The following is a 14927-nucleotide window of genomic DNA, read 5'->3' as shown; positions in this document are numbered from 1 at the left end:
GATAGCGACTATCGCCACTCACAGGCGGCTGTGCCGCGGATGCTGGCGTCGAGGAGCTCGACCGGGTGCAGCAGCGGCACGTCCGGACCCAGGTGCTTGCGCATCTGCAGCAGGCAGCCCGGGTTGGCGGTGACGACGACGTCGGGGGCGACCGAGCGGACTCCTGCGGCCTTGCGGGCGCCGAGCTCGTCGGCGGCGTCGGGCATGACCATGTTGTAGATCCCCGCCGACCCGCAGCACAGCGCGGCCTCGGGGATGTCGACGACCTCGACCCCGGGAACGCTGCGCAGGACGTCGCGCGGCTGGGTACGCACCCCCTGGGCGTGCCCGAGGTGACAGGCGTCGTGGTAGGCGACGCGGGCGGCGACCGGGTTGCGGGGTGCGCGGGGGGCGCCGTCGGCGAGGAGGTCGGCGAGGACCTCGTGGACGTCACGCACCGAGGCCGAGAACGCCGCGGCGCGCGCAGCCCACACGGGGTCGTCGGCCAACAGGTGCCCGTACTCCTTCATCGACGACCCGCAGCCGGCGACGTTGGTGACGACGTGGTCGACCCCTGAGTCCAGCAACCGCTCGAACAGCGAGATCGTGCGGCGCGCCCGGAAGAGGGCGGAGGGTTCGCGGCCGGCGTGCAGTTCGAGGGCGCCGCAGCACTGCTGGTCGCGGGGGACGAGGACGTCGGCGCCCTCGGCGGCGAGGACGCGGACGGTGGCCTCGTTGACACGATGGAAGAACACGTCCTGCACACACCCGGACAGCAGGGCGACGCGGGCGCGGCGCTGTCCGACGGCCGGTGTGACCGCGGGCAGGGTCGCGAACGCCTCCTTCACCGTGACCGGCGGCAGCAGCGACTCCAGAGCGGCGAGGCGGGCGAACCTGGTGCCGCGCAGGCGTTGCGTGCCGGCGTCGACGAACTTGCGGACGGCCGGGACGCGGACCAGCCTTTGAAACAACGCGCCCGGCACGGCAGCCACGCGCAGGCGTCGCTTGTAGGGGAAGAGCGCGAAGATCGCGTCGCGGAAGAGCGTGTCGCCACGGTCTCGGGGGACGTTGCGTTCCACCTGCGGACGTACCGACTCCAGCAGCCGGTCGTACTGCACGCCCGAGGGGCAGGCGGTCACGCAGGCCATGCAGCCGAGGCAGCGGTCGATGTGCGTCGCGAAGGAGCCTTCGAGGGCGATGTCGCCCTTCTCGGCGAGGTCCATGAGGTAGATGCGCCCGCGCGGGGAGTCCATCTCCTCGCCCCAGAGCTGGTAGGTGGGGCAGGTGGGCAGGCAGAAGCCGCAGTGCACGCAGTCGTCGAGGAGGTCGCGTTCGGGCGGGTGGTGGGCGTCGAAGGCGCTGGGCCCGGACCGGGGGAGGTTGGTGTCGGCGGAGCCGGCGGGCGTCGAGCTCATCGGGGGTCCTCCTGCAGCCACGGGGCGAGCCGGCCGGGGCCGAGCCGGCCGTCGGGGTCGAGGGTGCGTTTCACCGACCTGAGCAGGGCGATCGCCGACGGCGGGGGTCCCCAGGCGGGGCCTGTGAACCCGTCGGGACGGTCGCGCAGCACGGAGGTGCCGCCCGCGGCGTGGACGGCGGCGTGGGCGTCGGCGACGGCGTCGGCGGGCAGGGCGACGGTGGCGACGCCGGTGCCCAGCCCGACCGCGGCAGTGGCACAGGGCAGGGACCCGACGAGCGCGGCGAGCCGGGACGGGCGGGCGCCGATGCGCAGCACCGCCTGCCCGGGAGCTCCGCGGACGGCGGCGGCGTGGGCGTCCCAGGCGCCGGAGTCGGCTGCGGCGCCGAGGATCGAGTGCAGTCGCTCCACCCGCCGCGGCAGCGCGTCGACGGTGCCCTCCATGCGCACGAGCAGCGTCCCGGACGCGGAGCCGGTCGAGTACCACTCCACGGCGGCGGGGTCGAGGGGCCGGTCGAAGATGCGCCCGGCGTGGGCGGCGGCGTCGTCGAGCGTGCAGTCGACGGCGAGGGTCGCGGTCGCCTTGGGCACCGGGTGCAGCCGCAGCACGACCTCGGCGACGACGCCGAGGGTGCCGTAGGAGCCGTGCATGAGTTTGGCCAGGTCGTAGCCGGTGACGTTCTTGATGACGTGCCCGCCGGTGCGGGCGACGGTGCCGTCGGCGAGCACGATCGTCATGCCGATGACGAGGTCGCGCAGGGTGCCGTGGACCAGTGCCGCGGGGCCGCCGTCGGCGGTGGCGACGAGCCCGCCGACGGTCGCGCCGACGTCGACGCGCGCGGCGTCGAACGACACCTGCTGACCGTGGTCGGCCAGCGCGGACTGCAGTTCGCGCAGCGGGGTGCCGGCGTGGACGGACACCGTCATGTCGCCGGGGTTGTGGGTGATGATGCCGGTGAGGCCGCCGACGTCGATCACCGTGTCGACGGGTGCAAGCGTCCCGCCCCAGGCGGCGGCGGTGCCCGCCCCGGTGACGCCGAGGGTGCCCGCGGAGTCGAGGACGGCGTCGCGGAGTGCGCCGAGGTCGGCGGGGCGGACCGTGGTGGGGGTCGCGCGCGTCATGAGGTCTCCAGTGCGGGTCAGAGCCGCTCGATCAGGCCGGACTCCTCCAGCGGATGGGGCCGGTACCTGCCGGGACGTTCGCCGCACAGCCGCGGGGTGGGCAGGACCTTGCCGGGGTTGCAGATGCCGTCGGGGTCGAAGGCGCGGCGGACGCGGTCCATGGTCGCGAGGTCGACCTCGCCGAACATCGTCGGCATCGAGCAGGCCTTGTCGGTGCCGATGCCGTGTTCGCCCGACAGCGCCCCGCCCATCTCGACGCACAGCTCCGCGATCCCGGACGACAGCGCCTCGGCGCGGTCGGTCTCCCCGGCGGCGGCGCTGTAGAGCACGAGGGGGTGGAGGTTGCCGTCGCCGGCGTGGAAGACGTTGGCGACGCGCAGTCCCGCTTCCTCGCCCATCGCACGGATCCGGGTGAGGGTCTCGGCGAGGCGGGTACGGGGGACGACGCCGTCCTGGACGAAGTAGTCGGGGGAGATGCGCCCGACGGCGGCGAAGGCGGCCTTGCGGCCGCGCCAGATCGCGGCGCGTTCGTCGACCGATCCGGCGATGTGGAGCCGGGTGCAGCCGTGGCGGTCGCAGATCTCCTTGACCTGCGCGAACTGGACGTCGCACTCCTCGACGGGCCCGTCGAGCTCGACGACGAGTGCCGCGGGCACACCGACGGTGTAGCCGGCGTGGACGGCTTCCTCGGCGGCCTCGATGGCGAGGGTGTCCATCATCTCGACGGCGGCGGGCACGATGCCGGCGGCGACGATGTCGCTGACGACGTCGCTCGCGGCCTCGACGGACGGGAAGTCGGCGAGCAGGGTCCGGACGGTCTCGGGGACGCGCAGCAGCCGCACGGTGATCGACGTGGCGATGCCGAGGGTGCCCTCGGAGCCGAGGAACACGCCGCGCAGGTCGGGGCCGGACTGTTCGGCCGAGTCGCCGCCGAGGGTGACGACCGTGCCGTCGGGCAGGACGACCTCCATGGCCAGGACGTGGTTGCTGGTGAAGCCGTACTTGAGGCAGTGGGCGCCGCCGGAGTTCTCGGCGACGTTGCCGCCGATGGTGCAGACCTGCTGGCTGGACGGGTCGGGGGCGTAGTAGAGCCCGTGCGGTGCCGCGGCGGCGGTGATCTCGAGGTTGGTGACGCCGGGCCGGACGGTGGCGCGGCGGTCGACGGGGTCGACGTCGAGGACGGCCTTGAGCCTGGCCAGCGAGACGACGATGCCGTCGGCGACCGGGAGGGCGCCGCCGGAGAGGCCGGTGCCGGCGCCGCGGGCGACGAAGGGCACGTGGTGGGCCGCGCAGGCACGGACGGCGGCGGCGACGGCCGCGGCGTCGCGGGGGAGGACGACGAGGTCGGGGACCACCCGGAACCCGGTGAGGCCGTCGCACTCGTAGGCGCGGCGGCCGACGGGGTCGTCGATGACGTTCTCCGTGCCGACGGCCCTGGCCAGTGCGGCGCGGGCCGCGTCATCGAGTGCCATGGCGCCTCCGCGTCGCTGCGTGGTCGTCCCTGCGTGGTCGTCGTGCGACGGGTAGCGGCCCGTCGGCCGGCCAACCGTAACGCTCCGCATGGTTCGCCGTGGGTGCCGGTGGGCTCCGGGTGGTGACAGGGTGGACGAGATCACGAAGTTCCACGTTGCGGAAGTTGGTATCCGTAGTCGACCCTGTGCTGAGCAGACGCGGCGAGAGAAGGGCGGTACCCATGGCCGCAGTACCGACAGTCGAGCAGGAAACGGGCCTGCAGGTCGATCCCGCGCTGGAGGCGTTCGTCCGTGACGAGCTGCTGGCCGGTCTCGACGACCTCGACCCCACGACGTTCTGGGCGAGCTTCGCCGCCCTGAACCGCCGGTTCACGCGACGCACGAAGGAACTGCTCGCGCGCCGCGACGAGCTGCAGCGCCAGGTCGACGGCTGGCACGCCGCGCACCCCGGCCCGCTCGACGAGACCGGCCGCGGCGCGTACGCCGACTTCCTCACCGAGATCGGCTACCTGGTCGGAGAGGCCGAGCCGACGCTGACGGTCACCGATGTCGACGCCGAGATCGCCACCCTCGCCGGCCCGCAGCTCGTGGTGCCCTCGACCGTGCCGCGCTACGCCCTCAACGCCGCCAACGCCCGCTGGGGCTCGCTGTTCGACGCCCTCTACGGCACCGACGTGCTGCCGCTGGACCACGAACCGGTGAAGGGCTACGACGAGGCCCGCGGCGCCCAGGTCATCGCCGAGGCCGACCGGCTGCTCGACGAGCTGTTCCCGCTCGCCGACGGCTCGCACGCCGGCGTCGAGAGCTACACCGTGGCCGACGGCGCCCTGGTCCCCGCGCTCGCCGATCCGGTCCAGTTCGCGGGCTTCCGTGGCGACGCCGCCGCCCCGACCGCGGTGCTGCTGCGCCGCAACGGGTTGCACGTCGAGCTGACCGTCGACCGGGAGCACCGCGTCGGCCGCGGCCACCACGCCGGGGTCGCCGACGTCGTCCTCGAGTCCGCGGTCACCACGATCGTCGACCTCGAGGACTCCGTCTCGACCGTCGACGGCGAGGACAAGGCCGACGCCTACCGCACCTGGCTCGGCCTGATGACCGGCAACCTGGTCTCCCGCTTCGAGAAGGGCGGCACGACGCTCACCCGTCGCGCCGAACCCGACCGCGAGCACACCGCGCCCGACGGGTCCACCGTGACGCTGCCCGGCCGCGCGACGTTGCTGGTGCGCGTCGTCGGCCACCACATGGACACCGACGCCGTCCGCACCGCCGACGGCGAGCCCGTCGGCGAGGGCCTGCTCGACCTGTTCGTCGCCGTCACCGCCGCCCTGCACGACCTGCGCGGCCTCGGCCCGCACCGCAACAGCCGCACCGGCAGCGTCTACGTCGTCAAGCCCAAGCAGCACGGGCCCGACGAGGTCGCCCTGACCGTCGACATGCTCGCCGCCGTCGAGGAGGCACTGGGCCTGCCCGAGCGCACCGTCAAGATCGGTGTGATGGACGAGGAGAAGCGCACCTCGGTCAACCTGTCGGCGTGCGTCGCCGCCGCGGCCGACCGCATCATCTTCGTCAACACCGGCTTCCTCGACCGCACCGGCGACGAGATCCACACCTGTTTCGCCGGCGGCGCGGTGGTGCCCAAGGGCGACATGCGCTCGCAGACCTGGTTCGGCGCCTACGAGGACCGCAACGTCGACGTCGCGCTGCGCGCCGGCTTCGGCGGCACCGCCCAGATCGGCAAGGGCATGTGGGCCAAGCCCGCCGCCATGCGCGAGATGGTCGACGCCAAGATCGAGCACCCCCGCGCGGGCGCCGACTGCGCCTGGGTGCCCTCGCCCACCGCCGCGACCCTGCACGCGCTGCACTACCTGCGGGTCGACGTCGACAACCGGCAGGCCGAGCTCGCCTCGCGCCCGCTGACCGACCGGTCGCTGCTGCTCGCCCCGGCGCTGCTCGGCGCCGAGCGCCCGGCGGCCGAGACCGTCACCCACGAGCTGGAGACCAACGCCCAGTCGATCCTCGGCTACGTCGTGCGCTGGGTCGGGCTCGGCGTCGGCTGCTCGACGGTGCCCGACCTCGAGGGCGTCGGCCTCATGGAGGACCGGGCCACGCTGCGCATCTCCTGCCAGCTGCTCGCCAACTGGCTGGCCCACGGAATCGTCGACGAGGCCACGGTGCGCGAGACGTTCGCCCGCCTCGCCGCGTTCGTCGACGAGCAGAACGCCGGCGAGCCCGGCTACCGGCCGATGAGCGACGACCTCGACGGCAGCGCGCCGTTCCGGGCCGCGCTCGACCTGGTGTTCACCGGCCGTGAGGAGCCGAACGGCTACACCGAGCCGGTCCTCACCAGGTGGCGCCGCACGGCCAAGGAGGCGGCCGCACAGGGGCGCTGACACGCACGTCGACCGCGGGGGTCGCGGCGTCGCGGGTGCGGCACTGCGGCCCCCGTGTCGTCGTGGCAGGTAGGGTGGCGTGCGTCGGTCCGACGCGAAAATCCCCGTCGACGTCCGGCAGTCCATCCGAAAAGCCGACCCGACGGTGAACCGACAGCCGGGCCGGCCGGTCGGGCCGCGCGCCCCCGCGGACCGTCCGTCCGAGCAGTCCGCGTGAACGCACGGTGTCGCCCGCCCCCCGAGGCGGGAGGCGGTCCTGCCCGAGTGTCGTGACGCCGCAAGGAGGTGCCTTGCTGCTCGCGCTCGTCGTCGCGCACCTCGCGCTCGCCTGCGCCCTGCCCGCCGTGGCCGCACGCAGCACGCGCGCCGCCTTCGGCCTCGCCGCCGTCCCGCCCGCCGTCACGCTCGTCTGGGCGCTGGCCATGGCACCGCAGGTCCTCGGCGGTCAGGGGGTGACGCAGTCGATCGCCTGGGCCCCGGCGCTGCACCTGTACTTCGACGTACGCCTCGACGCGCTCGCCCTGGTGATGATCGTGCTGGTCTCGGGGTTGGGCGCGGTCATCCTGGTCTACAGCGCGTTCTACTTCGGCCGCCGCAGCGCCGACGCGAGCCGCACGTCGGCCCTGCTGGTGTTCTTCGCCGGCGCGATGCTGGGCCTCGTCGTCGCCGACGACCTGCTGACGCTGTACGTGTTCTGGGAGCTGACGTCGATCGCGTCGTTCCTGCTGGTCGGGCAGAGCGGCCTGCACCGGGCCAACCGGCGCGCCGCCGTCCAGGCCCTGCTGGTGACGGTGTTCGGCGGGCTGTCGATGCTGCTCGGGTTCGTGCTCGTCGGGGAGTCGGCCGGGACCTACCGGATCTCCGAGATCGTCGCCGCCCCGCCCACCGGTGGGGCCGTCACCGCGGGCATCGTGCTGGTCCTGCTGGGCGCGCTCACCAAGTCCGCGCAGGCGCCGTTCCACCCGTGGCTGCCCGCCGCGATGGCCGCCCCCACGCCGGTCAGCGGCTACCTGCACGCGGCGTCGATGGTGAAAGCCGGGGTGTTCCTCGTCGCCCGGCTCTCGCCGGCGTTCGCGTCGAGCGCGGAATGGTGGCTGCCGCTGGTCGTCCTCGGACTGTCGACGATGCTCATCGGCGGCTGGCGGGCCCTCGGCGCGACCGACCTCAAACGGCTGCTCGCCTTCGGCACCGTCAGCCAGCTGGGCTTCCTCATGGTGCTGTTCGCCGTCGGCGGGCGCCTCGCGGCCGTCGCCGGGGCCGCGCTGCTGCTGGCGCACGGCCTGTTCAAGGCGACGCTGTTCCTCGTCGTCGGCACCGTCGACAAGGTCACCGGCACCCGCGAGGCCGGCGCCCTGTCCGGGCTGGGCCGCGCGATGCCGGGGCTGGCCGCGGCAGCGATGCTCGCCGCGGCGTCGATGGCCGGGATCCCGCCGCTGCTGGGGTTCGTCGCCAAGGAGGCGGCCTTCGAGGCGTTCCAGCTCGAGGACGACCCCCGCGGCTGGATCGTCCTCGCCGGGCTCGTCGTCGGGTCGATCCTCACGGTCGCCTACAGCGCCCGGTTCCTGTGGGGCGCGTTCGCCACCAAACCGGGTGTCGACGTCGTCGCGCCGAAGAAGGCCTCTCCGGGCCTCATCGCGCCGCTGTGGATCACCTCGCTCGCCGGGCTGGTGCTCGGCCTGATCGCGCCCGTCGTCGCGCCGCTGATCGAGGCCTACGGCGACAGCCTGCCCTCCCGCGACGCCGAGGAGGCCGGCTACCACCTCGCGCTCTGGCACGGCTGGAACCTCGCGCTCGCGCTGTCCGGGGTCGCGCTCCTCGGCGGTCTGCTGCTGCACGCCGCCCGCGGCCGCATCGAGGCGCTCACCCGCGCCCTGCACCACCCCGTCTCCGCGCAACGCGGCTACGAACTCGTCGTCTCCGGCATCGAACGCGTCGCCGTGCTCGTCACCGGCCGGCTGCAGGCCGGTTCGCTGCCGTTCTACCTGGCCGCCGTGCTCCTCATGGTGCTCGCGCTGCCCGGCGTCGGACTCGTCGCCGGCTGGGCCTGGCCCGCCGACGCCCCCGTCGTCCACCAGTGGATGCAGATCCCGCTCGGCATCGTCGTCGTCGCGGCGGCCCTCGCGCTCGTCCGCGCGCACCGCCGGTTCACCGCCGTGCTGCTCGTCGGCGCGGTCGGCTACGGCATCGGCGGGCTGTTCGTCGTCGACGGCGCCCCCGACCTCGCCCTCGCCCAGTTCCTGGTGGAGACGCTCGCCGTCGTCGCGTTCGTGTTCGTCCTGCGCCGGCTGCCCGCGCACTTCACCGAACGCCGTCGTCCCCGCCGCGGCGTCCAGATCCGCAAAGGCGTGCTCGCCGCCGTCGCCGGGACCACCGTCGCCGCGTTCGGCCTCGTCCTGTCCGGTGCCCGCACCGCGCCCACCACCGCCAGCGACGAGTTCGTCCGGCTCGCCCCCGAGGCCGGGGCCACCAACGTCGTCAGCGCGATCCTCGTCGACTTCCGCGCCCTCGACACCGTCGGCGAGATCACCGTCCTGCTCGTCGCCGCCGCCGGCACCGCCAGCCTCGTGCTCGCCACCCGCTACGACCGCAGACGCAAAGGCCGCGCCACCCGCAGCAGCACGGACACCCCCGACCACGAGAAGGAGGTCCTCGGATGACCGCGACCCCCGACGCCCGCGTCCCCTGGGACCGCTGGGACGCGCCCACCGAGGACTGGATGCTGACCGGCGACCCGGTCGTCTCCGAACGCACCCTGCTCCTCGAGCTCGCCGCCCGCATCCTGTTCCCGACAGTCCTCGTCTTCTCGCTCTACCTGCTGCTCGTCGGCCACTACGGACCCGGCGGCGGGTTCGCCGGCGGGCTCGTCGCCGGGCTCGCGTTCGTGCTGCGCCACATCGCCGGCGGCCGCAGCGAAGGCGCCGAGATCGGGGCCCGGGTCAAGGTCCGCCCGCCCGTGCTCGTCGGCCTCGGGCTGGGCGTCGCCGTCGTCACCGCCCTCGTGCCCGCCGCGTTCGGCGCGCCCGTCCTGTCGTCGGCCAAGTTCGCCTTCGACATCCCGCTGCTGGGCCACCTCGACATCGTGACCAGCCTCGCCCTCGACATCGGCGTCTACCTGCTGATCGTCGGCGTCGTCCTCGACCTGCTGCGCTCGCTGGGCAGCGGCATCGAACGCGACGCCCGCGAGGCCGCCGCGGCGGACGACGCCGGGGAGGCCGCCGCGTGACCACCATCAGCCTCGCGATGGCCGTCGTCGTCGCCGTCCTCTACTCCGTCGGGTTCTACCTGCTGCTGCAGCGCTCCCTCATGCGTGTGCTGCTCGGCGTCGTCGTCCTCGGCCACGGCGCCAACCTGCTGCTCCAGCTCGCGGGCGGCCCACCCGCACGGCCCCCGATCCTCGACGGAACCGGCGACACCGCCGGCCTGGCCGACCCCCTCCCGCAGGCCCTCGCCCTCACCGCCGTGGTCATCACCTTCGCCATGACGACGTACCTGCTCGCGCTCGGCTACCGATCCTGGGTGCTCGTCGGCCACGACGAGGTGCAGGACGACCTCGAGGACCGCCGCATCGCCCGTCGCCGCACCGTCAAGGCGTCCATGGGCGAGGAGGTCGAGGAGACCGGCGACGAGGTCGGCGTCGACCCCGGCTCCGCCGCCGCGTCCGACGACCCCGTGACGTCCACGGCGGACGTGCGATGACCACGTCCCTGCTGCCCGTCCTGCCCGTGCTGCTGCCGCTGCTCGGAGCCGCCGCCACCGTCGTCGCCGGCCGATCCGCCTGGGCCCAGCGGGCCATCGGGATCAGCGTCCTGGCCGCCGTCGCCGCCGTCGCCACCGTCCTGCTCGTGCAGGCCGACCGCCACGGCCCCGTCGTCTCCGAGGTCGGCGGCTGGCCCGCACCCGTCGGCATCGTGCTCGTCGCCGACCGGCTCTCCGCGCTCCTGCTGCTGATCTCGACGGTCGTCACCCTCGCGGTGCTCGTCTACGCCATCGACCAGCGCATCGTCGACTACGGGAGACGGACCGCGTCCACCACGTTCCACCCGATCTTCCTGGTGCTGTCGGCCGGGGTGTCGCTGGCCTACCTCACCGGCGACCTGTTCAGCCTGTTCGTGGCGTTCGAGATCATGCTCGCCGCCTCCTACGTGCTCATCACCCGACGCACCGACGCCACCCGCATCCGCTCCGGCATGACCTACGTGACCATCAGCCTCGCGTCGTCACTGCTGTTCCTGACGACGGTCGCGCTCGTCTACGCCGCCACCGGCACCGTCAACCTCGCCGACCTCGCCACCCGCGTCGCCGACCTGCCCACCGGCCTGCAGACCGTCCTCGCGCTGCTCGTCGTCGTCACCTTCGGGATCAAAGCGGCCATCGTGCCGCTGCACTTCTGGCTGCCCGACAGCTACCCGAACGCGCCCGCACCCGTCACCGCCCTGTTCGCGGGGCTGCTCACCAAGGTCGGCATCTACGCGCTGCTGCGCACCCGCACCCTGATCTTCCCCGAGGGCCACCCCTCGACGCTGCTGCTCGTGCTCGCCGCCGTCACCATGATCGTCGGGGTCCTCGGCGCCCTCGCGCAGAACGACCTCAACCGGTTGCTCTCGTTCCTGCTGGTCAGCCACATCGGCTTCATGATCTTCGGACTCGCGGTCTCCGACGCCGCGGGCATCGCGGGCACCGCGCTCTACGTCGTCCACCACATCACCGTGCAAGCCACCCTCTTCCTCGTCTCCGGGCTCATCACGCGACGCACCGGCACCGTCTCCCTCGACAAGATGGGCGGCCTCGCGAAACGGGCACCGCTGCTCGCGATCCTCTTCGCGATCCCCGCGCTGACCCTCGCCGGAGTGCCACCGACCTCCGGGTTCGTCGCCAAACTCGCCCTGCTCCAAGCCGGAGCCGGCGGCGGATCCGGCACCGCGATCGTCGCCGGCATCGTCGTCCTCGCCAGCCTGCTCACCCTCTACGCCGTCGTCCGCGTCTGGGTGCGCGTCTTCTGGGGCGAACCCCGCGAGCCGCTGCCCGACAACGACCCCGACGACGAGCTCGTCGTCGGCACCGCCCGCACCTCCACCCCCATGTACGCCGCATCCGCCGCGCTCGTCGCCGTCAGCGTCGCCATCGCCGTCGCCGCCGGACCGCTCTCGGCCATCACCACCCGCGCCGGCGACGACCTCGTCGCCCGCACCCCCTACCGCACCGCCGTGCTCGGCGACGGAGGTGCCCCGTGAGACGCCGACTGCCGCAGCTGTTCTGGCTCACCGTCGTCTGGGTGCTGCTGTGGGGGACGCTCACCCCCACGACGATCATCGGCGGGATCATCGTCGCCGCCCTCGTCACCTGGCTGTTCCCGTTGCCACCCATGCCGGACACCGTCCCGTTCCGGCCGCTGCGGCTCCTCGGGCTCGCCGGGTTCCTCGCGTTCGACCTGCTCCGCTCCGCCGTCGACGTCGCCTGGGAGACCGTGCTGCACGGTCCCCGCGCCCGCGCCGGGATCGTCTCCGTGCCGCTGCTGTCCGGGTCGGCGCGGGCAGTGGCCCTCCTCGCCGGCTCCGTCGCGCTCACCCCCGGCAGCTACGTACTCCAGATCGACCGGGCCCGCGGCACCTTCTGGGTCTACACCCTCGGGCTGCGCCGGGAAGGCGACGTCGAACGCGTCCGCCACGCCATGCTGGTCCTGCAGCGCAAGGTGGTCGCCGCCGTCGGCACCGCCGGCGAACTGGCCGACTGCGACCGCGGCCTCGCCGCCGGGACGGAGAAGACCCCATGATCGTCGTGTTCACCGTGACGCTCGCGATCCTCGCCGCCGCCGCACTGCTCACCATGGTGCGGCTGCTGCGCGGACCCACGACCCTCGACCGGATCACCGCCCTCGACGTGCTCGTCATCCTCGTCGTCTGCGGCGTCGCCGTCTACGTCGCGATCAACCGCGACGGCTCCAACATCCCGCTCGTCGCCGCCGTCGCCCTCATCGGGTTCGTCGGCTCCGCCACCGCGGCGCGGCTCGTCGAGCGCGGGGAGCGGCACCGATGACGGTCGTCGACGTCGTGACGGCGGTGCTGCTGCTCGGCGGCGCGCTGTCCTGCCTGCTCGGGGCACTCGGGCTCGTCCGGTTCCCCGACGTCCCCGCACGCCTGCAGGCCGCCACCCAGCCCCAGACCCTCGGCATGGTGCTCATCCTCGTCGGCACCGCGATCCGGCTCGAGTTCGAGAGCGCCGCCACCCTCCTGCTCGTCGCCCTCTTCCAGATCATCACCGCCCCCGTCATCTCCCAGATCGTCGGCCGCTCCGCCTACCGTGCCGGCACCCTGCGCCGCGACGACCTCGTCGTCGACGAACTGGCCGACCCGATGGCCCGCGACGACGCGCCCGTGCGGGACGAACCCCCCGACTCCGGCCGCGGTCGGTGAGCTCGCCCCGACCCCGGGGCCGGTGTGTCGGGCCGCTCGTCGCGCTCGCGGTCGTCGCCGCGGCACTCGCCGCGGTGGCCGCGTGGAACCCCTTCCACCTGGTCTGGTCAGGGCGCTGCGCCACCGTCCTCGTCGCCGCCGCCCTCGTCCTGTCCGTCGCGGCGGCGACGCTGCGCCTGCAGACGACCGGCGCGCGGGCCGCGGTGGTCGTGGCGGGCGTCCTCGTCGTCGCCGCCTGGTCGGCGGCCGCGTGGGTGTCGGCCGCGCTGACCCCGGAACTGGTCGTGATCAGCGAGGTCGCGGGACCGCCCGGCTCCCGGATCCGGCTCGCGCTCGTCGAGGTGCAGACCCTCGCCGTCGACGGGCGCACCTTCTCCGTCCGCGCCCGCGCCGGCACCGGGGCCCTCGCCCAGGAGTCGGTCGTGTGGACGGTGCGCAGTGCCGAGATCCCGCGGCCACAGCCACGGTTCGTCGACGCCCGGCACGTCGAGATCATCGACGCGGCAGGCTGCACGCTCCGCTCCGACGTGGACCCGGTGACCCTCGGGGTCGACCCGGTGGACGCCCCCGAGCGGTCCACAGGCTGCGGCTAAGCTCGCCGCGTGCCCATCTACGCGCTCGGCGACCTGGAACCCGACATCCACCCCGACGCCTACGTGCACCCCGACGCCGTGGTGATCGGGGACGTGCGGATCGGCGCCGACGCCACCGTCTGGCCGACGGCCGTGCTGCGCGGGGACGACGGCCACATCGTCGTCGGCGCCCGCACGAGCATCCAGGACGGCACGATCATCCACACCACCCGCGACGTGCCGACGCTCATCGGCGACGAGGTCACCGTCGGCCACAACGTGCACATCGAGGCCGCCGACATCGGCAACCGCGCCCTCATCTCGTCGGGCTCCGTCGTGCTCAACGGCTCCGTCGTGGGAGAGGGCGCGGTCGTCGCCGCCGGTGCCGTGGTGTCCCCGAAAGCCGTGATCCCGCCGTGGACGATGGCGCTCGGGATCCCCGCCCGCGTCCGTGAGGGCCACCAGGTCCCCGCCGAGCAGTGGGAGTACGCAGTCAACTCCTACGTCGAACGCGGCAAACGGTTCCGCGACGGCCTGCGCCTCCTGGGCTCCTGATGGCGGCCAAGCCCCTGCACGAAGTCGTCGAGGCCGGGTGGGCACGGGCCCTCGCGCCCGTCGCACCCGTCGTCTCCGACATGGGCGAGTTCCTGCGCGCCGAGATCGCGGCGGGCCGCCGCTACCTTCCCGCGGGCGCGAACATCCTGCGCGCCTTCACCAACCCCTTCGACGACGTGCGGGTCCTGATCGTCGGGCAGGACCCCTACCCGACGCCCGGGCACGCCGTCGGGCTGTCGTTCTCCGTCGCGGCCGACACCCGGCCAGTCCCACGCTCGCTGGCCAACATCTTCCGCGAGTACTGCGACGACCTCGGCCACCCCATGCCCTCCAGCGGCGACCTCACCCCCTGGGCACAGCAGGGAGTCCTGCTGCTCAACAGGGTCCTCACCGTCGAGCCCGGCACCCCCGCCTCACACCGCGGCAAGGGCTGGGAGGCGGTGACGGAACAGGCGATCCGCGCCCTCGTCGCCCGCGACGCCGAGCCCCTCGTCGCCATCCTGTGGGGGCGCGACGCCCGCAACCTCGTCCCGCTCCTCGAGGACGTACCCTGCATCGAGTCGGCACACCCCAGCCCGATGTCGGCCGACCGCGGCTTCTTCGGCTCGCGTCCCTTCAGCCGCGCCAACGACCTGCTGGAGGAGATCGGCGGCGACCCCGTCGACTGGAAGCTCCCGTAACCCGTCGCGCCGGTCGACGTCGGACTGGTCCGATCATGGGCCGGGGCAGTCTGTCGTCGAACTCGGCGAGGAGAGCGGCCCGTCGTCGCGAGCGCCCCCGCCGCGGGGGCTGCTTGATCACCGAATCTGGTCCTGGAGCGACATCTGCGTCGCTCCAGCGCCGAAAACGGTGATCACCTCCCAACCACCCGGCCCGCGGACGGCCCCCCGGTACCGAGGGTCAGGGCGCCGCAGGTCCTGCCGCCGCGCGTGCGGAGCCGCGGTGCCGTGCGGGGTGCCGCTGTGTGTGCGTCGGTGGTGCCGCGCTGGCACGTCGGCGCGGCGCGGGTTCGG

At 73.6% G+C, this 14927-nt stretch carries 14 protein-coding genes; 11 read left to right on the top strand and 3 right to left on the bottom strand.

Going from position 1 to position 14927, the window contains the following annotated elements; all coding sequences use genetic code 11:
• Window positions 1-8: 8 nt before the first annotated feature.
• From PSU4_RS28890 to PSU4_RS28880, 3 genes are read right to left on the bottom strand one after another with little or no spacing between them, the layout of a single operon-like run.
• A complete protein-coding gene (locus PSU4_RS28890; protein WP_147115508.1) occupies window positions 9-1394 on the bottom strand; it encodes a (Fe-S)-binding protein in 1386 nt (461 codons plus the stop codon).
• Window positions 1391-2515 carry an FAD-binding oxidoreductase gene (locus PSU4_RS28885; RefSeq protein ID WP_147115505.1) on the bottom strand — a complete coding sequence of 375 codons (1125 nt, stop codon included), beginning with the start codon at window positions 2513-2515 and terminating at the stop codon, window positions 1391-1393. The genes PSU4_RS28890 and PSU4_RS28885 overlap by 4 nt, the downstream gene beginning before the upstream one ends.
• Before the next feature lie 17 nt (window positions 2516-2532).
• Window positions 2533-3987, bottom strand: a complete 1455-nt coding sequence (locus tag PSU4_RS28880) for an FAD-linked oxidase C-terminal domain-containing protein (RefSeq protein ID WP_147115502.1) — start codon at window positions 3985-3987, stop codon at window positions 2533-2535.
• Between the two features lie 221 nt (window positions 3988-4208).
• Here PSU4_RS28880 and PSU4_RS28875 point away from each other — a divergent pair, with 221 nt between their 5' ends.
• The 11 genes from PSU4_RS28875 (at window position 4209) to PSU4_RS28825 (ending at window position 14594) form a co-directional block, all read left to right on the top strand.
• A complete protein-coding gene (locus PSU4_RS28875) occupies window positions 4209-6377 on the top strand; it encodes a malate synthase G (RefSeq protein WP_147115499.1) in 2169 nt (722 codons plus the stop codon).
• Between the two features lie 290 nt (window positions 6378-6667).
• Window positions 6668-9034: a hydrogen gas-evolving membrane-bound hydrogenase subunit E gene (gene mbhE, locus PSU4_RS28870; RefSeq protein ID WP_246115410.1), complete on the top strand. Its 2367-nt coding sequence runs from the start codon at window positions 6668-6670 to the stop codon at window positions 9032-9034.
• The gene (locus tag PSU4_RS28865) at window positions 9031-9600 is read left to right on the top strand and encodes an MnhB domain-containing protein (protein WP_147115496.1); all 570 of its coding nucleotides are present in this window, start codon (window positions 9031-9033) and stop codon (window positions 9598-9600) included. Before mbhE ends, PSU4_RS28865 begins: the two co-directional genes overlap by 4 nt.
• Before the next feature lie 17 nt (window positions 9601-9617).
• On the top strand, window positions 9618-10073 hold the full coding sequence (locus PSU4_RS28860; RefSeq protein ID WP_147115511.1) for a sodium:proton antiporter: 456 nt from the start codon (window positions 9618-9620) through the stop codon (window positions 10071-10073).
• Window positions 10070-11608, top strand: coding sequence for a Na+/H+ antiporter subunit D (locus tag PSU4_RS28855; protein WP_147115493.1), 1539 nt, complete (start codon window positions 10070-10072; stop codon window positions 11606-11608). The genes PSU4_RS28860 and PSU4_RS28855 overlap by 4 nt, the downstream gene beginning before the upstream one ends.
• On the top strand, window positions 11605-12147 hold the full coding sequence (locus PSU4_RS28850) for a Na+/H+ antiporter subunit E (protein ID WP_147115490.1): 543 nt from the start codon (window positions 11605-11607) through the stop codon (window positions 12145-12147). The genes PSU4_RS28855 and PSU4_RS28850 overlap by 4 nt, the downstream gene beginning before the upstream one ends.
• A complete protein-coding gene (locus tag PSU4_RS28845; RefSeq protein WP_147115487.1) occupies window positions 12144-12410 on the top strand; it encodes a monovalent cation/H+ antiporter complex subunit F in 267 nt (88 codons plus the stop codon). Before PSU4_RS28850 ends, PSU4_RS28845 begins: the two co-directional genes overlap by 4 nt.
• Entirely contained in the window at window positions 12407-12787 is a 381-nt protein-coding gene (gene mnhG, locus PSU4_RS28840) for a monovalent cation/H(+) antiporter subunit G (protein WP_147115484.1), read from the top strand. Before PSU4_RS28845 ends, mnhG begins: the two co-directional genes overlap by 4 nt.
• Window positions 12784-13380 (top strand): hypothetical protein, encoded by a 597-nt coding sequence (locus PSU4_RS28835; RefSeq protein ID WP_147115482.1) that lies wholly within the window; start codon window positions 12784-12786, stop codon window positions 13378-13380. Before mnhG ends, PSU4_RS28835 begins: the two co-directional genes overlap by 4 nt.
• Before the next feature lie 9 nt (window positions 13381-13389).
• On the top strand, window positions 13390-13914 hold the full coding sequence (locus PSU4_RS28830; protein WP_147115479.1) for a gamma carbonic anhydrase family protein: 525 nt from the start codon (window positions 13390-13392) through the stop codon (window positions 13912-13914).
• Window positions 13914-14594, top strand: coding sequence for a uracil-DNA glycosylase (locus PSU4_RS28825; RefSeq protein WP_147115476.1), 681 nt, complete (start codon window positions 13914-13916; stop codon window positions 14592-14594). Before PSU4_RS28830 ends, PSU4_RS28825 begins: the two co-directional genes overlap by 1 nt.
• Window positions 14595-14927 lie beyond the last annotated feature (333 nt).

This window comes from Pseudonocardia sulfidoxydans NBRC 16205, assembly GCF_007989085.1.
GTDB lineage: Bacteria > Actinomycetota > Actinomycetes > Mycobacteriales > Pseudonocardiaceae > Pseudonocardia > Pseudonocardia sulfidoxydans.
This window is presented reverse-complemented; position numbering and strand designations above follow the sequence as displayed.